Source organism: Streptomyces sp. NPDC055749 (assembly GCF_053617235.1).
The window spans coordinates 42603-65161 of sequence record NZ_JBSHFH010000041.1 but is presented as its reverse complement, the minus strand read 5'-3'; the positions used below and the strand labels follow the sequence as shown (position 1 = coordinate 65161).

At 69.6% G+C, this 22559-nt stretch carries 20 protein-coding genes, 1 tRNA gene and 1 pseudogene; 10 read left to right on the top strand and 12 right to left on the bottom strand.

Annotation, left to right across the window (positions count from 1 at the left end):
- The first annotated feature begins 1 nt into the window (after window position 1).
- The 5 genes from ACWGO0_RS26740 to ACWGO0_RS26720 all read left to right on the top strand — a co-directional run bounded on the left by ACWGO0_RS26740 (window position 2) and on the right by ACWGO0_RS26720 (window position 5291).
- Entirely contained in the window at window positions 2-976 is a 975-nt protein-coding gene (locus ACWGO0_RS26740; RefSeq protein ID WP_453540103.1) for an amino acid ABC transporter permease, read from the top strand.
- An 8-nt stretch (window positions 977-984) separates the two neighbouring features.
- A complete protein-coding gene (locus tag ACWGO0_RS26735; RefSeq protein ID WP_453540136.1) occupies window positions 985-1737 on the top strand; it encodes an amino acid ABC transporter ATP-binding protein in 753 nt (250 codons plus the stop codon).
- Window positions 1734-2948, top strand: a complete 1215-nt coding sequence (locus ACWGO0_RS26730; protein WP_453540100.1) for a M20/M25/M40 family metallo-hydrolase — start codon at window positions 1734-1736, stop codon at window positions 2946-2948. The genes ACWGO0_RS26735 and ACWGO0_RS26730 overlap by 4 nt, the downstream gene beginning before the upstream one ends.
- A gap of 86 nt (window positions 2949-3034) precedes the next feature.
- Entirely contained in the window at window positions 3035-4327 is a 1293-nt protein-coding gene (locus ACWGO0_RS26725) for a cyanophycinase (RefSeq protein ID WP_453540097.1), read from the top strand.
- A 91-nt stretch (window positions 4328-4418) separates the two neighbouring features.
- The gene (locus ACWGO0_RS26720) at window positions 4419-5291 is read left to right on the top strand and encodes a MurR/RpiR family transcriptional regulator (protein WP_453540094.1); all 873 of its coding nucleotides are present in this window, start codon (window positions 4419-4421) and stop codon (window positions 5289-5291) included.
- Between the two features lie 5 nt (window positions 5292-5296).
- Here the strand turns inward: ACWGO0_RS26720 and ACWGO0_RS26715 are convergent, their stop codons facing one another.
- Both ACWGO0_RS26715 and ACWGO0_RS26710 read right to left on the bottom strand, forming a co-directional pair.
- Window positions 5297-6565, bottom strand: a complete 1269-nt coding sequence (locus ACWGO0_RS26715; RefSeq protein WP_453540091.1) for an NAD(P)/FAD-dependent oxidoreductase — start codon at window positions 6563-6565, stop codon at window positions 5297-5299.
- Window positions 6566-6612: 47 nt separating this feature from the next.
- Window positions 6613-7608 carry a MerR family transcriptional regulator gene (locus ACWGO0_RS26710; protein ID WP_453540088.1) on the bottom strand — a complete coding sequence of 332 codons (996 nt, stop codon included), beginning with the start codon at window positions 7606-7608 and terminating at the stop codon, window positions 6613-6615.
- A gap of 143 nt (window positions 7609-7751) precedes the next feature.
- On the opposite strand from ACWGO0_RS26710, the gene ACWGO0_RS26705 reads away from it, so the two are divergent.
- Window positions 7752-8354 carry a sigma-70 family RNA polymerase sigma factor gene (locus ACWGO0_RS26705; RefSeq protein WP_453540085.1) on the top strand — a complete coding sequence of 201 codons (603 nt, stop codon included), beginning with the start codon at window positions 7752-7754 and terminating at the stop codon, window positions 8352-8354.
- Here the strand turns inward: ACWGO0_RS26705 and ACWGO0_RS26700 are convergent.
- Window positions 8333-8851 carry a DUF4383 domain-containing protein gene (locus ACWGO0_RS26700; RefSeq protein ID WP_453540082.1) on the bottom strand — a complete coding sequence of 173 codons (519 nt, stop codon included), beginning with the start codon at window positions 8849-8851 and terminating at the stop codon, window positions 8333-8335. The two genes, ACWGO0_RS26705 and ACWGO0_RS26700, sit on opposite strands and share 22 nt — an antisense overlap.
- Before the next feature lie 120 nt (window positions 8852-8971).
- On the opposite strand from ACWGO0_RS26700, the gene ACWGO0_RS26695 reads away from it, so the two are divergent.
- Window positions 8972-9847 (top strand): SDR family oxidoreductase, encoded by an 876-nt coding sequence (locus tag ACWGO0_RS26695; RefSeq protein WP_453540079.1) that lies wholly within the window; start codon window positions 8972-8974, stop codon window positions 9845-9847.
- 26 nt (window positions 9848-9873) lie between these two features.
- Here the strand turns inward: ACWGO0_RS26695 and ACWGO0_RS26690 are convergent, their stop codons facing one another.
- The 3 genes from ACWGO0_RS26690 to ACWGO0_RS26680 all read right to left on the bottom strand — a co-directional run bounded on the left by ACWGO0_RS26690 (window position 9874) and on the right by ACWGO0_RS26680 (window position 14541).
- On the bottom strand, window positions 9874-10455 hold the full coding sequence (locus ACWGO0_RS26690; protein ID WP_453540076.1) for a fasciclin domain-containing protein: 582 nt from the start codon (window positions 10453-10455) through the stop codon (window positions 9874-9876).
- Between the two features lie 190 nt (window positions 10456-10645).
- Window positions 10646-12217 carry an SDR family oxidoreductase gene (locus ACWGO0_RS26685; protein ID WP_453540073.1) on the bottom strand — a complete coding sequence of 524 codons (1572 nt, stop codon included), beginning with the start codon at window positions 12215-12217 and terminating at the stop codon, window positions 10646-10648.
- Window positions 12214-14541: a glycosyltransferase gene (locus ACWGO0_RS26680; protein ID WP_453540070.1), complete on the bottom strand. Its 2328-nt coding sequence runs from the start codon at window positions 14539-14541 to the stop codon at window positions 12214-12216. The genes ACWGO0_RS26685 and ACWGO0_RS26680 overlap by 4 nt, the downstream gene beginning before the upstream one ends.
- 179 nt (window positions 14542-14720) lie before the next feature.
- Here ACWGO0_RS26680 and ACWGO0_RS26675 point away from each other — a divergent pair, with 179 nt between their 5' ends.
- Entirely contained in the window at window positions 14721-16034 is a 1314-nt protein-coding gene (locus tag ACWGO0_RS26675; protein ID WP_453540067.1) for a glycosyltransferase, read from the top strand.
- A 42-nt stretch (window positions 16035-16076) separates the two neighbouring features.
- On the opposite strand, the gene ACWGO0_RS26670 is transcribed toward ACWGO0_RS26675, so the two are convergent.
- Window positions 16077-16583, bottom strand: a complete 507-nt coding sequence (locus tag ACWGO0_RS26670; RefSeq protein WP_453540064.1) for a MarR family winged helix-turn-helix transcriptional regulator — start codon at window positions 16581-16583, stop codon at window positions 16077-16079.
- A 71-nt stretch (window positions 16584-16654) separates the two neighbouring features.
- Here ACWGO0_RS26670 and ACWGO0_RS26665 point away from each other — a divergent pair, with 71 nt between their 5' ends.
- A complete protein-coding gene (locus ACWGO0_RS26665) occupies window positions 16655-18823 on the top strand; it encodes an MMPL family transporter (protein WP_453540061.1) in 2169 nt (722 codons plus the stop codon).
- A gap of 286 nt (window positions 18824-19109) precedes the next feature.
- On the opposite strand, the pseudogene ACWGO0_RS26660 reads toward ACWGO0_RS26665, so the two are convergent.
- Both ACWGO0_RS26660 and ACWGO0_RS26655 read right to left on the bottom strand, forming a co-directional pair.
- Window positions 19110-19595, bottom strand: a pseudogene (locus ACWGO0_RS26660) (SDR family NAD(P)-dependent oxidoreductase); the annotation flags it as partial.
- A 140-nt stretch (window positions 19596-19735) separates the two neighbouring features.
- The gene (locus tag ACWGO0_RS26655) at window positions 19736-21277 is read right to left on the bottom strand and encodes a cryptochrome/photolyase family protein (protein WP_453540058.1); all 1542 of its coding nucleotides are present in this window, start codon (window positions 21275-21277) and stop codon (window positions 19736-19738) included.
- Here ACWGO0_RS26655 and ACWGO0_RS26650 point away from each other — a divergent pair.
- Window positions 21218-21646 (top strand): DUF6480 family protein, encoded by a 429-nt coding sequence (locus ACWGO0_RS26650; RefSeq protein ID WP_453540055.1) that lies wholly within the window; start codon window positions 21218-21220, stop codon window positions 21644-21646. The genes ACWGO0_RS26655 and ACWGO0_RS26650 overlap by 60 nt on opposite strands.
- Window positions 21647-21790: 144 nt before the next feature.
- Here the strand turns inward: ACWGO0_RS26650 and ACWGO0_RS26645 are convergent, their stop codons facing one another.
- The 3 genes from ACWGO0_RS26645 to ACWGO0_RS26635 all read right to left on the bottom strand — a co-directional run bounded on the left by ACWGO0_RS26645 (window position 21791) and on the right by ACWGO0_RS26635 (window position 22535).
- The gene (locus tag ACWGO0_RS26645) at window positions 21791-22177 is read right to left on the bottom strand and encodes a nuclear transport factor 2 family protein (RefSeq protein ID WP_453540052.1); all 387 of its coding nucleotides are present in this window, start codon (window positions 22175-22177) and stop codon (window positions 21791-21793) included.
- Complete coding sequence (locus tag ACWGO0_RS26640; RefSeq protein ID WP_453540050.1) at window positions 22174-22356, bottom strand: hypothetical protein; 183 nt, start codon at window positions 22354-22356, stop codon at window positions 22174-22176. Before ACWGO0_RS26640 ends, ACWGO0_RS26645 begins: the two co-directional genes overlap by 4 nt.
- 105 nt (window positions 22357-22461) lie before the next feature.
- Window positions 22462-22535 (bottom strand) — tRNA-Pro (locus tag ACWGO0_RS26635).
- Between the last annotated feature and the right edge of the window lie 24 nt (window positions 22536-22559).

Below are 22559 nucleotides of genomic sequence, written 5' to 3'. Positions count from 1 at the left end.
GATGACCTCCACCGCACTCCCTCAGCACCGCGGACTCCCGCACGATCAGGAGCTTCCGGCCGACGAGGACCTGACCGTCGTACCCGTACGGCACTACGGCCGCTGGGCCGCCGCTCTCGTCTCGATCGTCGCGCTGGGCGGCCTCATCGGCTCGCTCGCCACCAACGCGAACCTGCACTGGGACATCATCGGCGACTACCTCTTCGCCGACCTGATCTTCGACGGCCTCGCCACCACGCTGTGGCTCACCGTCGCGGCGATGGCGCTGGGACTCGTACTCGGCACCGTCATCGCAGTCATGCGCCTGTCGTCCAACCCGGTCCTGTACGGCCTGTCCTCGCTGTTCGTCTGGGCGTTCCGCGGAACTCCGCTCCTCGTCCAGATCATCTTCTGGGGGTACGCGGGGGCCCTCTACAAGAGCGTTCTCATCGGCATCCCCTTCACCGACATCACCTTCGTGCAGGCAGACACGAACACTCTCCTCACACCGACCGTCGCCGCCCTGCTCGCCCTCGGACTCAACGAGGCGGCGTACGCCTCGGAGATCGTGCGCGCCGGGATTCAGTCGGTCGACACGGGGCAGGCCGAGGCCGCGCACTCGCTCGGTATGCGGCCGGCGTTGACCATGCGCAGGATCGTGCTCCCCCAGGCCATGCGGGTGATCATCCCGCCCATGGGCAACGAGACGATCAACATGCTGAAGATGACGGCCCTGGTCTCGGTCATCGCGGCCCATGACCTGATGTCCAACATCCAGGACGTGTACGCGCAGAACTACCAGGTCATCCCGATGCTTGTCGTCGCCTCTCTCTGGTACCTCGCCCTCGTGAGTCTGCTGAGCATCCCGCAGGCGTGGCTGGAGCGGCGCTACGGCAGAGGCGCGGCACACGGGGGCCACAGCTCGCCCCTGCGGCGGATGTTCACCGGATTCGCCCGCGGTTCCGTCACGAAGACCGAGAAGGAGAAGGGCCGTTGAGCGCGTCCATGGTGCACGCTCGCGGCGTGCGCAAGCACTTCGGGAAGGTCGAGGTCCTCAAGGGCATCGATCTCACCGTCGAACGCGGCCAGGTCTGCTGTCTGCTGGGCCCCTCGGGGTCGGGCAAGTCCACGTTCCTGCGCTGCATCAATCATCTGGAGAAGATCGACGGGGGCCGGCTCGCGGTTGAGGGCGAGCTCGTCGGCTACCGGCGGCGGGGCATCCGCCTGCACGAGCTGCGCGAGAGGGAAATCGCCGCGCACCGCCGTGATATCGGCATGGTCTTCCAGCGATTCAATCTCTTCCCTCACCTGACGGCCGAACAGAACATCATGGAGGCTCCTGTCCGCGTCACCGGAGCGAGCACTGCCACGGCACGTGCCGACGCCCGCCGACTCCTCGAACAGGTCGGACTCGCGGACCGGGCGGGCCACTATCCCGCACAGCTCTCGGGCGGCCAGCAGCAGCGTGTCGCCATCGCCCGGGCGCTCGCCATGAAGCCGAAGCTGATGCTTTTCGACGAGCCGACGTCGGCCCTCGACCCCGAACTGGTGGGCGACGTCCTGGACGTCATGCGGCAGTTGGCGGCCGACGGCATGACCATGGTCGTCGTCACGCATGAGATCGGGTTCGCCCGCGAGGTCGGCGACACGGCCGTCTTCATGGACGACGGTGTCGTGGTCGAGTCCGGCGACCCTCGTCAGGTGCTGGTCGACCCGGAGCAGGAACGCACGCGCGCCTTCCTGTCCAAGGTCCTGTGACCGCGCCCTCCCGGCAGCGGCCACGAGCCCTTGAGCTGCTCCCGCATGCCGAGGCGCGCCTCGGCACGTACCTGTCCGATCTGGCCGCACTGGTCGCCATCGACTCCGGTTCGCACAATCCCGCCGGGGTCGACAGAGTCGCCGACTGGACGGCCGGACGGCTCACCTCGCTCGGGTTCGCCGTCGAGCGTGTCACCCCCGACCCGGTGGACGGCGTCCGCACCGGGGACGTGGTCATCGGCCGAAGGCGCGGCCGGCTCGCGGCCATGGACGGCGGGCGCAGGATCTTGCTCGCCGCCCACATGGACACCGTCTTCCCCGACGGGACCGCCGCGAAGCGGCCCTTCCGCGTTCTGGGGCCACTCGCTCACGGGCCCGGCGTCAGTGACGACAAGGGCGGCCTGCTCGCCGGGCTCGCCGCGCTGGAGATCCTCGCCGAGGCAGGCATGGAGGACTACGAGGAAATCGTCTTCCTCGCCACCCCCGACGAGGAGATCGGCTCCCCCGCCAGTCGCCCCGTCACCGAACGGACGGTCCGGGGAGCGCACTTCGGGCTGGCCCTGGAGTGCGCCCGCGAGAACGGCGACCTGGTGATCGCCCGCAAGGGCGTCGCCGACTTCCTCGTTACGGTCACCGGGCGCGCCGCCCACTCCGGCATCGAACCCGAACGCGGCGCGAACGCGGCCCTGTCCGCCGCCCACCTCGTCATCGCTCTCCAGGCGCTCAATGGCCGCTGGGATGACGTGACCGTCAATGTCGGTGTGGTCCGGGCGGGAACCCTGACCAATATCGTCTGCCCGGAAGCGGAGCTGCGCGTCGAGGTCCGCTCGGTCACGACGGACGGGATCGTACGGGCCCGGGCCGCGATCGAGCGGGCCGCCGCACAGCCGGCGGTCGCAGGCACCACCGTCACGGTGGAACAGCTCGACCTCTGCCCGCCGATGGAGGACACATCCGCCAGCCATCGCATGATGGCCCACGCACGCTCCCTGGCAGAGGAGTTGGGCATGTCGCTGGGCGCCGCGACCACGGGTGGGGTCGGTGACGCCAACATCATCGCGGGCGCCGGCGTGCCCGTCCTGGACGGACTCGGCCCGGTCGGCGGCGCCGACCACAGCCCTGGGGAATGGCTCGACACGACAACCGTGCCGAGCCGGGTGGCCCTGCTGGCCGCCCTGGTCGCGAGGCTCGGCGACGCAAGGCCCGGGTGAACAGCCCCTCGTCGTACGCCCGGCAGGGACGCATCCGTCCCGGACACACCACCAGCTGCTCTCCGACGATATCCGGAGGTTTTCCCGTGCCCACACGGTCAAGTACCCGTCGCACCGCCCTCGCCGGCGGGGCCACCGCCCTCCTGCTCACGCTCGCCGTCACACCGTCCGGTGCCGTCGCGGACAGCAACCACGCCTCGCGAAACGGCGGTTCGCTGGTGCTCGTCGGCGGCGGACTCAAGGACGGCAACACGCAGGTCTACGGCGAGATCATCGAACGAGCCGGTGGCAACCGCGCCCGCATAGGCGTCATCACCGCCTCCTCGGTACCCGCGAGCCAGGACCCCGACGCCGACGACCCCGAGCGGTGCAGCAACTCCCAGTGCAACGGGACCTATTACGCGGGCCTCTTCGAACGGCACGGCGCGGCCGAAGCGCAGTGGATACCCATCGACCTCGACCACATCTCCAACGCCGACTCGGACGCCGTCGTGCGCCAGGTCAACTCGATGACCGGCTTCTTCTTCGGCGGCGGCGACCAGTCGCGCTACCTCACCACGCTTCTGCACGGGGCCGCGCACACCGACACCAAGGTCCTGGCGGCCATCAGGACCAAGCTGGCGGAGGGGGCCGTCATTGCCGGTTCGAGTGCCGGAGCGCAGATCGCCGCGGGCCGCGACATGGTCACGGGCGGCGAGTCGTACGAGGGTCTGCGCGACGGAAGCAGCCCGGGATACTTCGAGGACGCCACCCGTCTTGGCTACGAGCCCGAGGGCGGCTTCGGCTTTCTCCGGTCGGGCCTGATCGATACGCACACCGGGGCGTACGGCCGCGAGGGCCGGGCGGTCCGGCTCGCATCCGACACCGGCCACGACCGGGTGTACGCCCTGGAGGAGAACACGGCTCTGGTCGTGGACCACCCTGGGTCCCCGCGCGAGCGGTTGCGGGTGCTCGGGCAGCGCGGCGTCGCTGTCCTGGACCTGCGACACGCCCATGCGACGCACGGCGCGAGCTGGTCCCTGTCCGGCGTGCGCTACTCCTACCTCACCGACGGCGACCGCTACGACCCTCTCCATCGGCGTACGCTGCCCGCCACCGGCAAGCGCCCGCTCGCCGCCTCCGCGGCCACCCCCGTCCCCGCCAACACCGATGTCTTCTACTCGGCGGCCAACCCGGCCGGTGTTCCGTACTCCTTCCTGACAACAGCACGCGCGCTGGCTGCCACCAAAGCCCAGCGCACGGCGGATGCGACCACGTACGAAGACGGCCCGCGCTTCACCATCACCTTCACCAAGCCACCCGCCTTCACGGCCTGGAGCGACGACCGTTCCACACCGCAGACACTGATCGGCATGGACATTCGGGTAGCCGCGGGCTAGTACCTCTCAGGCGGGGACCGGTCGTACCCACGGCCGGGCCCCGCCCGTAGGCTCCCAAAACAGTCCGCACACCCGAAGGGAACGGAAGACAATGGCGTCAGGCGCCCTCGCCGAACACATCCGGCACAAGCTGGGCGAGCTCAGCCCCGCCGAGCGCAAGGTAGCCAGAGTCCTCCTGGCCGGCTACCCGGCCGCCGGATTCGAGACCGTCGCCGTTCTGGCCGAACGGGCCGCTGTCAGCGCTCCCACCGTCATCCGCTTCGCCAACCGCTTGGGCTATCGCGGGTTCCCCGACTTCCAAGCCGCGTTGCGAGCGGAACTCGACGAACGCAACGCCTCCCCGCTGTCGCTCTACTCCTCGACCGACTTCGGTCCTCCACCCGAGGAGTCGGACACCGAATCGGCGCTGCTACGGCACGGCAACCAGGTCTTCACCGCCGCCGTCACCGCCACTCTCGCCGAGCTGCCTCCCCACGACTTCGAACACACGGTGCGACTCCTCGCCGACGCCAAACGCCGCATCACCCTGGTGGGCGGCCGGTTCACCCATCTGCTCGCCCAGTACCTCGGTCTGCACCTCATGCAGTTGCGCGACGACGTCCGGTTCCTCCCTGACCGGGACGTCGAACGGACAGCCGTACTGGCCGCCCTCACCCGCCGAGACGTCATGGTCGTCTTCGACTACCGGCGCTACGAGAGCGACAAGACCACGATGTCCGCGTTGGTTCAGGAACAGGGCGGAAAGATCATCCTCTTCACCGACACCTGGCTCTCCCCCGCAGCCGCGCACGCCGAGGTGGTACTGCCCAGCCAGGTGGCGGCCCCTTCCCCGTACGACAGCCTCGTCCCGACCCTCGCTGTGCTGGAGACGGTCGTGGCGGGCGTCATGGGCGCGTTGGGCGAGGAGGCCCGCTTGCGCATGCAGCACGGAGAGGACATCGCGCGCCGGGCGGGGCTGTACTGACGGAATCAGCGGATGACGTCGGGCTCGCCTCCACAGATCCGGTCGGCCAGTACCTCCCTTGCGGCACGCGTACCCGATGCAAGGGCGCCCTGCACCGATCCGGTCGCGCGGTGGTCCCCGCACACATACCGGTCCGGGGCGTACCGGGTGGTGCGGCTCAGCGGCCAGGGTGGCGGCATCGCGGGCAGGGCGTCATGCACGGTGTACGTGGCGACCGACGTCCAGGTGCTCGTGTCGGCGCCGTACAACTCGCTCAGGCGCCCGCGTACCGCGTCCTCCCGCCCCGGCCGGTCGCCACCCAGTACGGAGGTCGACACCAGGGCGGTGCCCGGCGGGGCGTAGGTGGGCGTGACCTCGCTGAGGACGCAGGTGTTCAGGACGACCGGGCCGGTGTCCACGACCAGCGTCGGTTCGGCCAAGGGTGAGGTGCCGGTCGCGTGGTAGTAGGTCGTCACCGTGCGGCCTTCAGGGGCAGGCAGGCCCGGCAGCAGGCGGGCTGCCGTCGCCCCGTCCGTGGCCACCACGACCAGGGCCGCCGGTCGTTCACCGCCGTCCTGAAGGAGGACACCGGTGTCGGTCACCGCGGAGACCGGGGTTTCCAGGCGGAGTGTGCCGTCCGGAAGACCGGCCGCGAGTTGCTCCGGCACAGCACCGATGCCTTCGGCAGGCAGACAGAGCGTGCCTCGCGCCATGCTGCGCCAGACCATGTGGAAGTAGCGTGCGGAGGTCGCCAGTTCATCCTCCAGGAACACTCCGGCCAGGAAGGGCCGCAGCAGGTCGTCGACCGCACGCGAAGAGAGTCCGGCTCGTGTGAGGGCGGCCGAGGTGGCGCGGTCGGGCAGGCGCTTGAGGGCGTCGGCGGGGAGCAGGACGTCGCGCGCGGTGAGGGTGGCGAGCGCGGTGAGGTCGCGCGCCGAGAGGACGCGACCGGGCAGCAGGCTCGCGGCCTCCCCGGGCCGCCTGGTGGGGTCGGTGATGCGCACCTGTCCCGTGGATGTCTGGGCGAGAACGCCTGGCGTGAACGGCCTCAGGCGCAGGTCCCGCAGGGCGAGGCGCCTCTTCACCTGCGGGTAGGCGGTGTTGAAGACCTGGAAGCCCCGGTCCAGCAGGAAGCCGTCCCTGCGGTCCGTGCGCATCCGGCCGCCCACGCCGTCGGAGGCTTCCAGCACCTCGACACGCAGGCCGGCCCGGACCAGATCCAGGGCGCAGGCGATACCCGCCAGACCGGCACCGACGACAATGGCATCGGGCCGTGGACGCTGCTGATCAGTCATCATCCGCCTCCTTCATCCCTCGTCCTTCGTCGTGAAACCGTCGGCTGTCACCCGGCCACGACCGCTTCGAGAGCCGTGATCGCTTCGGCGAGTCCCGTGGGCCGCAGCAGGCCGGGCACCGTCTTCCCGGCCCAGCCCGGCCCGAGGGTCAGTACGACCGGATGCCTGCGGGCTCCCCGTACACCCCACTCCATGGTGGCCACGTGGTGGGCCAGTGGCCGGCTGGCGGTCGTACGGGACTGGGCCCAGAGTCCGACGGCCGCGGGCCCGGTCCTCCGTACCGCCTCGACGAGCGCCTCCGCAGGAAGGGCGGCGCCGAACATGCGCACCGGCAGGCCGCGCTCCGCGAGCACGGCCGCGAGGACTTCCAGGGGAAGCGTGTGGTTCTCGCCGGGCACGCAGGCGAGCAGCGTCGTGGCACCCGAGCGTTCGGCCGCAGCCGGTGGGGCGCAGCGGCGAAGGGCGCCGGAAACGTGCCAGGACAGGAAGTGTTCCACCTCCACGTACCGTTCGCCCGCGCTCTCCCATTTGCGGCCGACGGCCTGGAGTGTGGGCATGATGACCTCGCTCCAGGCGGTCACCAGCCCGTAGTCGGCGATCACTGCGTCGAGCAGCTCGTCGAGGACGCCGGCGTCCAGCCGGAGGGCGGCACGGGCCAGCCCCCTGCACTCCTGACGTACGTCACCCAATTGCAGACCGGTACGGGCACGGCTGCGCGCCGGCTTTCGTGCCGTCCCGCGTGCCACGCCTGGCGGGGCGGCCTTCCGCGGTGCCGATGCCAGGTCGGTGGGCCGCTCCTCAAGTGCCAGCCTGGCGGCTTCCGCCGGCGGCAGACCCGTGGCGGTGAGGGCGCACATCCGCTCCAGCCGGGCGATGTCCTCGGTTGTCCAGCGGCGGTGCTTACCTCCGGCGTGCGTAGGCGGGCCGAGTCCGTACCGGCGGTCCCACGAGCGAACCGTCGTAGGGGCGACGCCGAGACGCCTGGCCACCTCGCCCGTCGTGAAACCACCGCCTTGCCGTCCGGTCTCGTCAGAGGGAGTCACGCCTTCACAATACGACGCATAAACGAGGCGTGTTGCTTGCGTCGTTTGTGCCTCCAAAACTGGTCGTAAACGTGCAGGCGGCCGACGCCGTCGGCGGATGACTCGGGTGGCCTGCGCAGTCCGCTCCGGCAGGAGAACAAGCAATGCACACCACAAGCCGTCCCGTGGAGCAGCGGCCTCCCGCCGAAGAGACAGCGGGTGACCGGGAAATCACGCGAGGCTTCATGGCCTCGGACGAGGGCGCGTTCGCGGCGGCTTTCAGGCGCTGGGGCCCCCTCGTCCACACCATGGCGTGCCGGTCGCTCGGTGACGCGTACGAAGCCGAGGACGTGACCCAGCAGGTCTTTCTCGCCGCCTGGCGCGGGCGTGCGGGCTTCCACCCGGAGCGTGGACCACTCGGCGCCTGGCTCGTCGGCATCACGCGCCGCAAGATCGTCGACGCGCTCGCCGCCAGAACCCGGCGCCTCAGACTCGTCGACGCCGCCGGCCACAGGCTTGCCCTGTCCGCATCGCACGAGAGCAATACGGCATCGGACGCCGCCGTGGACCGCACGCTTCTCCTGACCGAGCTGATCCGGCTCCCACCGCCACAGCGCGAAGTTCTCCGCATGGCGTTCTACGAGGATCTGACGCACATACAGATCGCTGAGCGAACCGGCATCCCGCTCGGCACCGTCAAGAGTCATGCCCGCCGAGGGCTGAACCGCCTGCGCAACCGGATCGATCAGAACTGGGACCTGCTCTGAACCGCTCGTCGGCGGGCCTGGGACTCATGGGCGGTCTGCTGCGGGTGCCGGCGCCGCCAGTACGGATTGTCGTGCGAGAGCCTGCTCGTCACTCGTCCGTACATTCCGAACGTGAGGATGATCAGCCCCATCACAAAGCTGAACAGCACGTTCGTCATCCCGAAGTCGAGGATGTTCGCAGGCTTGTCGAGCACGAAGATGTGCGCGAAACCGCTCAGCAGGAAGAGTGCGCCGACCGCCATGTTCAGGGAGGAGGCGAAGTTGCCGCCCACAACCGCTCCGGCGATGAGCGCGAGCCCCACGACGGTCGAGATGGCGCTGAGTGCGACGTTGGTCGTCATGCCGGCGATCTTGTCGCCCGAAGTATCGAACGGGGTCAGAGCGTCGGCGAAGCCGAGGCACCCGAAGATGAGCAGGACAGCGCCGCAGAGCGCGGCTCCGTAGCGGTACACGCGGGCGAGGTGGTGATCCACCGGCAGTTCGTCTTGCAGCTTCATGCCTCCGATTCCCTTCAGGAACGTCTCGCGGATGCACCTTTCATGACATATGTACGAAGATGGGCTGTGCCGCAGAAGTGCGCTTCAGGTCGGCGCCCCGTCCCCATCCAGGAGGTCAATGTGACCGGCACAGCTCGTCCTCTGAACGGCCGCGTCGCCGTCGTGACCGGCGCGGCACGGGGCCTCGGCGCGGCGATGGCGCGTGAGCTCGCTCGGCGTGGAGCCACGGTGGCCCTGCTCGGCCGGGAGAAAGCGACACTGACCGAGGTGAGGGACACGCTTCCCGGGCGAGCCCTGTGCTGGGAGGTCGATGTCACCGACGATGCCCGCATGGAACAGGTGGCCGGCGAGGTCCGAAGCCGCCTCGGGCATGCCTCGGTCGTAGTGGCGAACGCGGGAGTTGCCGAAGGTGGCCCATTCGCCGAGTCCGACCCTGCTACCTGGCGGCGCGTCATCGAGGTGAATCTGATCGGCAGCGCGAACAGCGCACGGGCCTTCCTCCCCCACCTGCGAACGACCCGCGGTTACTACCTGCAGATCGCGTCGTTGGCCTCCATCGGAGCAGCGCCCATGATGAGCGCCTACTGCGCTTCCAAAGCCGGCGTGGAGTCCTTCGCTCATTCGCTGCGCGCCGAACTCGCCCATGAAGGTGTCGGGGTGGGCATCGCCTACCTGAACTGGACCGACACCGACATGATCCGCGACGCCGACGAACACCCCGTACTGCGGGAACTGCGCGCGCACATGCCGAGGCCCGCACGGAAGGTCTATCCCGTGGCCACCGTGGCGGAGCGCATGGTGCGTGCCGTCGAGCGGCGCAGCGCGGCCGTGTACGCACCTGCGTGGCTCCGTGCCACACAGGTGGTACGCGGCGCCATGCCGCCGGTGGTCACGCTGCTCTCGAAGCGGGAACTGCCCCGTCTGGAACGCAGAACCTCGTTCGCGGCGACGGGGCTGCTGGGCGCCGGCGGCCGTGCGGACCTGGAGGACCGCTGACCAACGCCTCCCGACTGAGCGCCGGTTCAGGACGTGGGCGTCAGAACGGTGTCGATGAGGTGGACCGTCGCGTTCTTCGTGGTCACGTCACCGCAGACGATCTTCGCGGAGTCGTTCACCGTGAAGGCGTCCCCGGACCCGGACGTCGTCAGCTCGCCGCCCTGGAGGGTCTTGAACGAGCCGTCGGGCAGCTTGTCGACTGTCACCTTCTCACCGACGACGTGGTAGGTGAGGAGGTCGGTCAGCTGTTCCTTGTCGTTGAGGATCTTGTCGAGGTCGGCCTTCGGGATCTTCTCGAAGGCATCGTTCGTGGGTGCGAAGACGGTGATGTTCTCGGCGTTGTTCAGGGTGTCGACCAGACCGGCCTTCTTGACGGCGGTGACCAGCGTCGACAGTTCGGGATTGTTGGACGCCGCGGTGGCGACCGGGTCGTCGGCCATGCCTGAGGCACTGCCCTCGCCGCTGGTCGGCAGGGACGAGCAGGCGGGGCCGAACGGAGCGGCCTGTGATTCCGCGTTCGCCGCGGGGGCCACGGCGACGAGGGCGAGTGGCGCGAGCAGTGCGCCGGCTCCGGCGAGAGCGATACCCCTGAAGCGGTTGGTGGTCATGACCTTCACCTTCTCCTGAGAGGGAGTACGGGCCGTTGGCGCTGCCCGCCACATCAACCACTTCGCACCGAGTACGCCTCTTGGATGACATTTGGCGCATTTTTCTCAATACGACCTGCGCGAAACGACGTGCGCGAAAACGGCTCCCCGCTCAAGCCCGCGTGCGGCGGCAGATATCTCGGCAGTGTGGTCAGCGAGCCTTCGCAGGCTTCGCGCGATGTCCGGGCCGATGCCCCTGTTCGTGCGCTGCCATCGCCTTCTCGGCCGCTTGGGCCATGTTGCGGGCCATCCCGCCGAACACCAGCGCGTGGAAAGGGGAGACACTCCACCAGTACATGTGCCCGAGCAGACCTCTGGGGTGAAACAGGGCACGCTGGCGGTAGCGCGTCCCGCCGGCCCCGTCTTCGTCCTTCTCGACGTACATCTCCAGCCAGGCCAGGCCAGGCAGCCGCATCTCGGCCCGCAGCCGCAGCAGTCGGCCGGGTTCGATCTCCTCCACGCGCCAGAAGTCCAGGGATTCGCCCACCCTCAGACGCTGCGCGTCGCGGCGGCCCCGGCGCAGTCCTACCCCGCCGACGAGCCGGTCGAGCCACCCTCGGACAGCCCAGGCGAGCGGAAACGAATACCAGCCGTTGTCACCGCCGATGCCCTCGATGACCCGCCAGAGGGCCTCCTGCGAAACGTCGACGGACTGCTCGCGGCAGTCCGTGTACAGGCTGCCGCCGGCCCAGTCCGGGTCCGTCGGCAGCGGGTCACTGGGGACGCCGGGTACCGACGCCGAGGACCATCGGGTGGCGACCTTGGCGTCCCTGACCCGCTGGAGGGCCAGCACCAACGCCGTGTGGAAGTCCAGGGGGCGGCCCGGCAGGTCTGGGACGTACTGGACGATGTCCCGCTCGTGGCAGATCACTTCGTGACGCAGGGACTCCGCGAGCGGCCGGGCGATCGACCGCGGTACGGGCGTGACCAGGCCGATCCAGTGACTGGAGAGCCTTGGGGTGAGCACTGGCACGGGCACGATCAGCCGGCGGGGCAGGCCGGCCACCGAGGCGTACTCCCGCATCATTTCCATGTAGGTGATGACGTCGGGGCCGCCGATGTCGAACGTCCGGCTCACTTCCTGGGGCATGTCGGCGCTGCCGACCAGATACCTCAGCACATCGCGGACCCCGATCGGCTGGATCCGGGTGCGGACCCAGCTGGGGGTGACCATCACCGGCAGCCGCTCGGTGAGGTAGCGCAGCATCTCGAAGGACGCGGAGCCGGAACCGATGATGACGGCGGCGCGGAGCACGGTGGTCGGTACGCCCGAGTCCATCAGGATCCGGCCCACCTCGGAGCGCGACCGCAGATGCGGGGACAACTGTTCTTCGGGGACACCGGCCGGGGTGAGGCCGCCGAGGTAGACGATCCGCGCGACGCCCGCGGCGCGGGCCTGTTCGCCGAAGATACGGGCCGCTTCGCGGTCGGTCTTCTCGAAGCCGGCTCCGGAGCCCAGTGCATGCACCAGGTAGTAGGCGACGTCCACGTCGCGCATCGCCGCGCCGACCGAATCGGCGTCGGTGACATCTCCTCGTACCACTTCGGCGCGGTCGGCCCAGGGGTAGTCGCGCAGCCGGTCGGGCGAGCGCGCCAGGCAGCGGACCTCGTGACCCGCGTCCAGCAGCTCGGGAACCAGTCGGCCCCCGATGTAGCCGGTCGCACCGGTCACCAGACATGTCAGGCCCGTCCGCGGTGCCGGGGTGTCATCGTGGGTCGTCATGGGCGTCTCCGTCGTGGCGCGTGCGTGTACCCGTCGTCCCCCGCCACGACTTCTTCTGTCCGGAAGGCGCCGGCGGATGCACTTGTCGGCGCCCGCGCGGTCAACTCCTCGTACTCCTTGGCGAGTACCTCGGCGGTGACCGACACCGAGTAGTCCCTTTCCACCGTGGTACGGCCGCGTTCGGCCATCGCGCGCAGCGCGGAAGCCGGCAGGGCAAGCAGACGGCGCAGCCCGAACGTGACCGAATCGGCCGAGGAGGTGTCCAGCAGCAGGCCGCTGACACCGTCGGACACATAGTGCGGCGCCCCACCGCGCCGGGGCGCGGCGACGGCCATGCCCGCGTCCATGGCCTCCAGGATCGCCAGTCCGAACTCTTCCTTCACGCTGGGGCACACGTAGAGCGCGGTGCGCCCGCTGCTCGACTGATGCTCCACCAGAGCCCGTTGGAGGAGACGTACATCGCGGTTGGACATCGCCGGCAGCACGGCGAGGCGGGCGGCTGCCTCGGGCCTGCGTACGAGCAGACGCCTGATCCGTTCTCTCATCTCCCTCTCGACCAGGGTGGGTTGATGAGCGGTGCCGCCCACCAGCACCAGTGCGGAGTGCTGATGGATGCCGTCGAGCCATGCCTTGACCAGCACGTCCTGCTGCTTGACGGGATGCAGTCTCCCCACGCACAGCAGTACGGGCAGGTCGCGGGAGGCGGCCGACAGCCGGTCGGGGCGGTCACCGTCACGGTAGAGGGTCTCCAGCAGGTCGTGCCGACGCCGGGCGTCGCCGTTCGCGGGACGGTAGGGCGTGATGCCCTCCGGCGGGGCCGGCAGAGGTCGTCCGCGGTGTCCCTGTGCCAACTGCGGGAAGTGGAGGACGAGTTCTTCGACGCTTCCCGCACGGCCCGGAATCGCCACCACTCCGTCGGCGCGGGCGACCATGCGATCGGCGAGGAAGACGCGGTGCAGATCGTGCCGCAGCGCCGCCGATATCCGCGTGCGGCGGCCGGGGTCGGCGACGTGGCGCCGCATGAGGGTGCGGTGGGGGTCGGCGGTCACGGTGAACACCAGCCGTGCGCCGAGCCGGCGGGCCGCCTCGGCCATCGCGAGTGAGCCGTCGTCCGCGTACCGGACGTGGACCACGTCGGGCCGGGCACCGGCCCCCGCCAGCAGCTCCATGGCCCACCAGGCGAGTGCGGCCCGGTGCTCCCCCATCTCCTCCTGGGCCAGGGAAGGGACGGTGTCCACCGGCAGGGCGAACACCCAGTGGTCGTCTCCCTGGCACCGGATCAGCGGTCCACCGCTGGCGAGGTCCTCACGGCCGGCGGTCACCAGCGTGACCACCCGCGCGACCGGCTCGGTGCCCGTCAGCGCGTCGCCGAGCCCACCGAGCAGCACGCTGAGTCCGCCACTGAGCCCGGCGCCGGGTGCGTCGAACCGCCCGAGCAGCATCGACTGGGCCAGCAGGATCCCCTTCCCGGTGGCGGAGGGCAGCGCGCGCACGACCTCGCGCAGCGGCGCGGCGTACCTGTGCGCCCGCCCCATCTGCCGTCCCCAGACGGCGGCGAGCAGCAGCCGCTCGTAGGCGTCGTCGTCCTGCCCGCCCACACCTCGGTTCGTGTACGCACCGCCACCCCCGCCCGGCTTCCAGGCGCCCGGGGCGGGCAGAGCGGTCGCGCCGTCCTCGATGTGCGCGAGGTAGCGCCAGGCCGCGTGGCGGACGCCACGGTCGGCGTCACGGGCCGGTCCGGCCGCTTCCGCCGGTTCCAGCGGACGAAGACCGCACGCCTGGGCCACCTCCAGCAGGTACTGGCCCTCCCGGGGAGAGGATCCGGCGAGCAGTCGGCGACGCAGCGCCTGGGTGGCCCGGCTGCGGCCGTGCCACAGCACGGCCTGTTCCCAGCCCTCCGATGCCGCGGTCCGCAGTGCGGGGCTGCCGTTCGCGAAGCCGGCAAGGTCCTCCGGGTCCAGCGGCAGCCCCATTCGGACGGCCCGGCGGACTCCCGCCAGCAGCAGATCCTCCGGAGCGCATCCGGCCTCGGGCCGAGCGGTACGGGAGTGCGGCGCCCGGTATTCGGCGCGCAGCAGTGCGCCCAGCGCACGGCCCACGCGCGGGTCGCTGCCGGGGTCGCTGCCGAGGTCCGGACCGCCGTTCGGTCCGGCACCGCGGAAATAGGCGGACCTGATCTCTCGGAAGTAGTCCGGCGGCTCGGGGCGTACGGCCACGGCCGGGGTCCGCTGTACGGCGCGGGCACGGCAGGGATCGACCGCCGAGAGCATTTCTTCCACGGTGAGCTCCAGGAAGGGTGGGTTACGCAGCGCACCTACTTCCACGTCGGACCACCCGCCGGATGCACCCGGACGGGCCGTTTCGCGTCACAGCGCGCGAGGCCCTCATCTGGCACGATCGAGGCCCCTGTGGACCGCTCCGGTGCCACGGGCCGCCCGCGGAAAGGGATCGGATGGACCGCGTCGTCGTCGTCAGCCCGCCCTTTTTCTCCCATGCCCGGCCGATGACGGTTCTGGCGTCGGCCCTGCGCACAGCGGGCGCCGAGGTGTGGTTCGCCTGCGCGCCGTCGTTCGCGCGGGCGGCGGAGGAAGCGGGTGTGGGGTTCGCACCGCTGACCGTGACGCGGAACGCCAATACCGGCATCGCGGAGAGCACGGTTCAGGAGGCCACCGAGGCGACTCGGCTACGGGAGTTCCTGGACGCGACGAGGCAGGGCGCCGTCCCGGCCCTGCTCACTCAGGCACGCCACCGCCGCGCCGACATGCTGGCGGAGCCGGAACGGGTACTGGAGGAGTTGTCGGCGCTGAACGAACGGCTGCGCCCTGACTGGTACGTGGTGGATCAGCTCGGTTACGCCGCGACGCTGGCCCTGCACTGCCTCGGGCTGCCGTACGCCACGTACTGCCCCGGCCACCCGAGCTACTTGCCCGCCGGTCCCGGTGCCTACTTCGGAGTCCCCTACGCCTGGCCTGAGGCCGTCCGCCCCGACGAGGGCGAGCTTGCGGCTCTGCGGAAGTCGGCGGAGGCCAACGACGCTGTGTTCAACCGCCTGTTCGCGGACTTCGCCGAAGCCCGCGCACCCCAGCGGCCTCCGCCCGGACGCGCCTTCGCCCTGGCCTCACCGCACGCTGTGGTGCTCAACTACCCTTCATTCGACTGGCTTCCGGCGTCGTCAGCAGACCCGGTGCGACTGTCCATGGGGCACTGTTCCCCCCTTGCCTCCGGACCACCGGAGCCGCTAGCGGAACCCTGGGCCGGTGAACTGGAGCGTCTGGGTGCCGGTGGACGACCCGTGGTGCTGGTCGCACTGGGGACCTTCCTGTCCGCTCGGGACGACATCCTGGCCACCGTCGCGGAAGGCCTGCTCGAGTACACGGTGGCGAGTGTCGTCGTGGCCGCCGGGGACCGCAGCGCGGAGGTGCTGAGGCGGACAGAGCATGTTCCGGGCCGGCGGGAGCGGCTGCTCGTGGTCGACACCGTGCCACAGACCGACCTGCTGCCGAGGGTGGCGGCGATGGTCCACCACGGCGGCAACAACTCCTTCACGGAGTGCCTCCAGGCAGGCGTACCCGCACTGCTTCTGCCCTTCTCCAGCGACCAGTTCGCCGTCGCGCACGATGCCGAGCGAGCTGGAGCGGGCATCTGTCTGAACCCGGCCACCCTCTCGCCCAGGAGCGTCGGCAGGGCCGTCGCCGGCCTTCTCGCCGAGTCCCCTCCGGGCCTGGCCCGGCTCACTGCACAGGTGCGGTCCCGTGGTCCGCACTGGGCGGCGCCGCGCCTGATCGAGGTGATGGCGGACAGGGGTTCACGGAGTTGACCGGCGGTGCGACCGGGCGGCCGGCGCGAGGGGATCAGGGCATCAGGGGCGCGAGTCGCGCATGGCGAGCAGTTCCTCGTTCATTCCGGCCAGGAAGCGTACGACAACAGCGAGTTCGTCCTCCGTGAAGCGGCTGCGGACGCTCTCGGTGGTCTGGGCCAGCGGGCGGAAGTACTCGCGGGCGACGGCCATCCCCGCGGGCGCGTAGTGCAGATGCACGACCCGTCGATCGGCCCCGTCGCGTACCCGTCGGATGTGCCCCGCGCGTTCCAGCCGGTCGAGGCAGGCCGTCACCGCGCCGGATGTGAGGTTCAGGTGCTCCCGCAGCGCCCCCGGGGTCATCGCGCCGCCCGTGCCGTTGTGCGCCGAGTCCAGCACGGCGACGAGCGCCTGGACGTCGGTGGGGTGCAGACCTTGCGCGTGGGCGAATTCATGAGTGATGCGGTTCAGCTCGCCGGTCATTCCGCGCAGCAGCACGGCGAAGGCATGGAGTCCGGTGGGGTCGGCGCTCATCGTACGCATGTCGGGGGTTTCGTCAGCGGTCTCCATGACCATAGGATACTTTCTCTCAATCATTGAGATAGTCAGTCATTGAGTAACCGTCCGACAGTGGGGATGTAATGAAGACCGCACCACGCGTAACCCGATGGCTGGTCCCCATCGCACTTCTGGTTGTCTGGCTCGGGATCGGGGGCGCGCTCGGCCCTTACGCGGGCAAGCTCGGCGAGGTGTCGACGAACGATCAGGCCGCCTTCCTGCCGCAGAGCGCGGAATCCACTCGCGTCGTCGAGGCCCAGCAGGCGTTCAGCCCGTCCGAGACGATCCCGGCGATCGTCGTCTGGACGAACGACGGCACCCCGATCACGGGCGAACAGCGCACAGCGGCCTCTGAGGCCCTCAGCGCCCTCGCCGGGAAGCCCGGGGTGAGCGGCACGCCCAGTCCCGTGCGGCTCTCCGAGGACGGAGAAGCCCTGTCGGGCGTCGTCCAGGTGAGATCCGACCTCGACAAGGAGCTGCCCGCCGTCATCGCGACCATTCGGACAGCAGCCGAGAGCGTCAGCGGCACCACGGCCGAACTGGCCGGCCCCGCGGCCACCCAGGCGGATCTCGCCGACGCGTTCGGGGGTATCGACGGCCTCCTGCTGGGAGTCGCCCTCATCGCCGTACTGCTGATCCTGCTGCTCGTCTACCGCAGCGTCCTGCTTCCCCTGGTGATCATCATCGGTGCTGTGCTGGCCCTGGGGCTGGCCTGCGCGGTGGTGTACGCCCTCGCCGACGCGGACATCGTCAGGGTCGACGGACAGGTCCAGGGAATCCTGTCGATCCTGGTGATCGGCGCCGCCACGGACTACGCGCTGCTCTACACGGCACGCTTCCGTGAGGAGATCGCCCGGCGCGGGGACCGCTTCGCCGCCACGCGCGCCGCGCTGCGCAGGTCCTTCGGTGCGATCACCGCGAGCGCGGCCACCGTGGCGCTGGGTCTGCTGGCCCTGCTCATCAGCGATCTCACCAACAACCGGGCGCTCGGCCCGGTCGGCGCGATCGGCATCGTCTGCGCCGTGCTGAGCACGCTCACCTTCCTGCCGGCCGTCCTGCTGCTGCTCGGCCGCTCGGCCTACTGGCCGGCCAAGCTCAAGACGGCCTCCGAGGCCGACGAGGCGGCGGGCAGCCGCGGGATCTGGCACCGGATCGCGTCCCTGGTCGACCGCAGGCCCCGACGGGTGTGGATCTCCACCGCCCTCGCCCTCACCGCACTGGCGGCGTTCGCCCCGACCCTGAACTCCAAGGGCGTGCCGCTCGACGAGATCTTCGTCAACGAGGCACCGTCCGTGACAGCTCAGACGACCCTCGGCAAGCACTTCCCCGGCGGCTCCGGGAACCCGGCAGTGATCATCGCCGACTCGCGCCGGGTGCAGGAGGTCACCGCTGCCGCGGCGGACACCGAGGGCGTGGCCGACGCCTCGGCCGTCACAGGGCCGAAGGCAGCGGGAGCGCCCACCGGCGGCGCGGTGCTGGTGGTGGACGGACGCGTACGGATCGACGCGACCCTGAAGGATCCGGCGGACAGCGATGCCGCGAAGGAGACCGTTCAGCGGCTGCGGCAGAGCATGAAGGCCGTGCCCGACGCGAACGCTCTGGTCGGCGGCTCCACCGCGCAGCAGTACGACACCCAGACCACCTCGGAACGCGACCGGATGCTCATCGTCCCGGTGGTGCTGGCGATCATCCTGCTGATCCTGATCGTGCTGCTGCGCTCGCTGCTGATCCCGGTGCTGCTGGTCGTCACCGTGGCGCTCAACTTCCTGGCCACCCTCGGCGTCTCCTCGCTCGTCTTCGAGCACCTCTTCGGCTTCAGCGGAACAGACGCCTCCGTGCCGCTGTACGGATTCGTCTTCCTGGTCGCACTCGGGGTGGACTACAACATCTTCCTGATGTCACGGGTCCGCGAGGAGTCCCTGCGACACGGGACCAGGGAGGGTGTGCTGCGCGGACTGACCACGACGGGTGGCGTGATCACTTCGGCCGGAGTGGTGCTGGCCGCCACCTTCGCGGCGCTGCTGGTGATCCCGCTGGCGTTCCTGGCGCAGATCGCCTTCATCGTGGCCTTCGGTGTCCTGCTGGACACCCTGGTCGTGCGCTCGCTGCTGGTACCCGCCCTGATCATCGACACCGGTCCGCGCGGATGGTGGCCGAGCGCGCTCGCCAAAACCGGGTACGGGCGGGCAAATGCGCCCGCGCAGCCTGCGAGCGACAACTCGGCAGGCGCGGCGTTGGCGGACAACAAGTAGCACGAGCCGGCGAAGCGGCCAGGTGATCGTTGCGGTCGGTGGAGCGCCCGGAGCTCCACCGACCGTAGCTGGATCCGTTACTCCGTACCAAGCTCCCGCCTGGCCCTGGGCGCACGAGCGCGGCGCCGGAGCCGATCGCCTCGACGACCGTGGCCATCGTCCCGCCGAGATCGGCTCCCGGAGGCAGGGCAGGTGCACTGCCCACGACGGGGCGTCCGGCGAACCCGGTGTCCAGGTGCGGCAGTCTGGCCTCCAATACAGCGGGCCCACGGCGTCGTTCCTTTCGCATCGCGCCGAGCCAGGCGGCCAGAGCGGCCTTCGCGGCGCTGTAGTCGGCCATGCCGGGCTGGGGCCGCTCGGCGACCACACCCGTGACGGCGACGACCGCACCCGTCTCGGGAAGCAGAGGGAGCGCTGCCCGCATGATTGCGACCGGCGCGAGGGCGTTGACCGTCATCACATACTCGGCCACCGCCTCATCGACCTCCTCGGCCCTACCGAAAGCCACCACACCCAGCGCGACCACCACGGCGTCCAGACCGCTCAGTTCATCGGCAGCCCACTGGGCCAGCCCGGCGCACGCCTCTCCGTCGTAAGCGTCGAAGGTACGCAAAGGGGCACCACCGCAGACTCGGGCAGCCTCAGTAAGGCGCCCGGAGTCGCGGCCCGCCAGAGCGACTGTGGCGCCCCGATCGGTCAGCAGTCCCGCCAAGGTGCCGCCGATGACGCCGGACGCCCCCGCGACGAGGATGCGCGCACCGCTGATGTCCATCAGCGCTCCCGTCCGTGTCGACTACAAGGGGGTTAGATGATCCGCATATCCGGTATTCCGGGGTCCGCTGGTTCACGGATGCAGACGAACAGTGAAATTTCGTGCACTGCCACGGGAAGACGTACAAACTCCCGCGCACATCATGAAGAGGCATCGCCGTACGGCAGGGTTTCGTCCCCCCGGTCGCGCTCCTGTACCAGCAGCTCCTCCAGATCCGGGAGCCGGTCGAGCCCTCGCACCGCCTGAGCCATCCTCGCGTTGCCTTCGAATCGGTCGCGGTGGCGGTGCAGAAGATTCCAGTACCCGGCGGTGAAGGGACAGGCGTCCTCACCCACTCGTACGGAGGGCTTGTAGCGGCAGGGGCCGCACAGGTCACTCATTCGGTTGATGTACGCGCCTCCGGACGTGTAGGGCTTGGTGGTCATACGACCTCCGTCCGCGTACTGCGACATGCCCACCACATTCGGGACCATGACCCAGTCGTAGCCGTCTACGAAGCTGCGGTGGAACCAGTCGGTGACGGCACGGGGCTCCCACCCTCGTTGCAGGGCATAGCTGCCGAGGATCATCAGGCGCGGGATGTGGTGTGTCCAGCCTGTCGTTCTGACCTGCTCCAGGACGTGGGCAAGGCAGTTCGCATCGGTCCCGTCCGGGGACAGCTCCGTGAACCAGTCGGGCAGTCGATCGTGGTGACGCAAGGTGTTGCTCTCGCGGTACCGGGCGCCGAAGTACCAGTAGACGTGCCAGACGAACTCGCGCCATCCCGCGATCTGGCGCACGAAGCCCTCGGCGCTGTTGAGTGGCACGTCGCCCGATCGCCATCGTGTCTCCGCGCGCTCGACGCATTCCGCGGGGTCCAGCAGGCCGAGATTGAGCGATGAGGAGAGCAAGCTGTGGCTCATGGTCGCGTCCCCGGCGAGAACCGCGTCTTCGTGCGCGCCGAATGTGGCGAGCCGGTGCTCGACGAAGCGGTGGAGCGCGGCACGTGCCTCACGGCGGGTGGCGGGGAACCTGCGTGGTGCGTCCTCGCCGACGAATTCGACGTCCTCGTCGCGCGACCAGCGGTCGAGATCGGCTCGCACCTCGGCGTCGATGTGGCTCTCCCGAGGGCGATAGGGCGCCGGAACACCCAGGTCGGTGGCTCCGAGCGGCGGGGGCTGCCGGTTCTCGTGGTCCAGGTTCCATCGGCCTCCGGCGGGGCGGCTCCCCTCCATCAGCAGGTCATGCGTCTGACGGACCCAGCGGTAGAAATCCTCCTGACGCAGGTGCTTCGTGCCGCGGTCGTCGGCCCAGTTCCTGAACTCGTCGTGCGTCACGAGGAAACCACGAGCCGGCAGAACGCGTACGGAGGTCAGCGCGCTGACGAAGGCGAGGGCCGCGTGGGACGTGGGATGGTGCACGGTCACCGGGGCGCTCCCCACTGCCTCGCGCAGGCCCTGGCGATAGGTGTCCGCTTTGACGTACCGCACGCGGTCACCGAGCTCGGCGGCTCGATGTCGCATCGCCGACAGGACCAGGTGCGCCTTGGCGCGGTGGAACCGCCGTCGCCGGAACACGCTCTTGGCCTCGATCATCAGCAGCGGCGCGTCACGATCCGGGCCGCCTCGCGCCGGGTCGATGAAATGCGGGCCGAGCTGATCGCCGAACAGCCAGTGGTGGGTGCCGGGCTCTTTCTCAGTCATGCCGAGCGCTCCGTAGACGATCTGTCTCCTGGTCGGCGAACCGCGCGACGCAGGCTCCGTGCCACAGATCAAATCGCACGACAGGATGGGCCGGGGCCCTCACACGCCGGGCGCTGGGTTCGTCTGGCCGCAATTGATCCGGGGCGGGCAGCGGATGCGCGAGCGCGGAAACAGCGGGAACCTGAGCATATGACTGACCCACTCGTACCTCCCGAGGAGACTCCTCCGGTCGAGGGCTCCACAGCAGAAGCTCACCAGGAACGTCCCGACGGTGGCATGTTTGAGCACCCGGGCCTCTGGGTTTGGCTGATCCTCATCGGGGCCGTGATCGTCGCTGCCTTCTTCATCGCTCGCGTTATCTCTCTGTAGCCTGAGCGCTGACGGGCACGTACGGCACACTCCGCTGTCCGCCTGCGCCAAGAAGGTTGAGCACCACGCCACGGGTCGCCGAGACAGCTCCCCGCAGACTCTCGCCCTGTGGAAACACGGAGGCATGGGAGCCGAGACTCGCAGTTACATGCTGTCGGGCGGGACGGGTGTGGCCTGGTGGTAATACATCTGCCACGTCGTGGCCGCGCCCTGCTTGCGCCAGAGCGAACTCCGCCGTGCCCGGTCTCCATCCAACGTTGTCTCGTAGGTGAGGTGCACCAGTCCGGGCGCCAGCAGGACACCGGTGATCTTTGAGGGCTCGTAGCGCGGACCGCTTACTGTCGCACCGTCCAGCTCGGGCAGCGCGGCCAGCATCTCGTCATACGTCCACCGGCGCCCCGAAGCGCCGACCTCGACGAAGTCCGGGTCCAGTAGCTGTCGGGCGAGCGAGCGTGACATGCGCACGCCGGGATTCATGAGGCGCAGCTCGCCTGCGATCGCTTCGCGTACCTCATCCGTCTCTCGGCTCATGCAGGCATCTTCGCCCAGGTGACCAAGCCCGTCGCAACCGAGTTACCACGCGCAGAGCACGGCGGGACTGCTGGGCTGGCGCCGGCGTCGAGCATGTCCAGCGCGTCTGCCCGGCTTTCCAACTTCGTGGCATGCAGCACCAAGTCAATCCGGCCGGACACGAACGGCGTCCTGACCACGATCTCGGCATGCCCAGGGCGCTGATCCCCAGCTGGTCCCCAAGAACGGCCAAGGGCCGGTTTCGGATTTCTCCGAAACCGGCCCTGAACTGCGACTCTCTCGAGTCGGGACGACAGGATTTGAACCTGCGACCCCTTGACCCCCAGTCAAGTGCGCTACCAAGCTGCGCCACGTCCCGATGCGTTTCCTCCCGGTTGCCCCG

What these genes read in the sequence shown, in the direction of transcription:
- ACWGO0_RS26700 (WP_453540082.1), bottom strand. Translation starts at nt 8,851, where the DNA reads ATGAAGCTGCAAGACGAACTGCCGGTGGATCACCACCTCGCCCGCGTG.
- ACWGO0_RS26675 (WP_453540067.1), top strand. Translation starts at nt 14,721, where the DNA reads ATGACGGTTCTGGCGTCGGCCCTGCGCACAGCGGGCGCCGAGGTGTGG.
- ACWGO0_RS26685 (WP_453540073.1), bottom strand. Translation starts at nt 12,217, where the DNA reads ATGACGACCCACGATGACACCCCGGCACCGCGGACGGGCCTGACATGT.
- ACWGO0_RS26690 (WP_453540076.1), bottom strand. Translation starts at nt 10,455, where the DNA reads ATGACCACCAACCGCTTCAGGGGTATCGCTCTCGCCGGAGCCGGCGCA.
- ACWGO0_RS26650 (WP_453540055.1), top strand. Translation starts at nt 21,218, where the DNA reads ATGCGGGCCGAGCTGATCGCCGAACAGCCAGTGGTGGGTGCCGGGCTC.
- ACWGO0_RS26715 (WP_453540091.1), bottom strand. Translation starts at nt 6,565, where the DNA reads ATGACTGATCAGCAGCGTCCACGGCCCGATGCCATTGTCGTCGGTGCC.
- ACWGO0_RS26665 (WP_453540061.1), top strand. Translation starts at nt 16,655, where the DNA reads ATGAAGACCGCACCACGCGTAACCCGATGGCTGGTCCCCATCGCACTT.
- ACWGO0_RS26670 (WP_453540064.1), bottom strand. Translation starts at nt 16,583, where the DNA reads ATGGAGACCGCTGACGAAACCCCCGACATGCGTACGATGAGCGCCGAC.
- ACWGO0_RS26735 (WP_453540136.1), top strand. Translation starts at nt 985, where the DNA reads ATGGTGCACGCTCGCGGCGTGCGCAAGCACTTCGGGAAGGTCGAGGTC.
- ACWGO0_RS26720 (WP_453540094.1), top strand. Translation starts at nt 4,419, where the DNA reads ATGGCGTCAGGCGCCCTCGCCGAACACATCCGGCACAAGCTGGGCGAG.
- ACWGO0_RS26740 (WP_453540103.1), top strand. Translation starts at nt 2, where the DNA reads ATGACCTCCACCGCACTCCCTCAGCACCGCGGACTCCCGCACGATCAG.
- ACWGO0_RS26645 (WP_453540052.1), bottom strand. Translation starts at nt 22,177, where the DNA reads ATGAGCCGAGAGACGGATGAGGTACGCGAAGCGATCGCAGGCGAGCTG.
- ACWGO0_RS26705 (WP_453540085.1), top strand. Translation starts at nt 7,752, where the DNA reads ATGCACACCACAAGCCGTCCCGTGGAGCAGCGGCCTCCCGCCGAAGAG.
- ACWGO0_RS26655 (WP_453540058.1), bottom strand. Translation starts at nt 21,277, where the DNA reads ATGACTGAGAAAGAGCCCGGCACCCACCACTGGCTGTTCGGCGATCAG.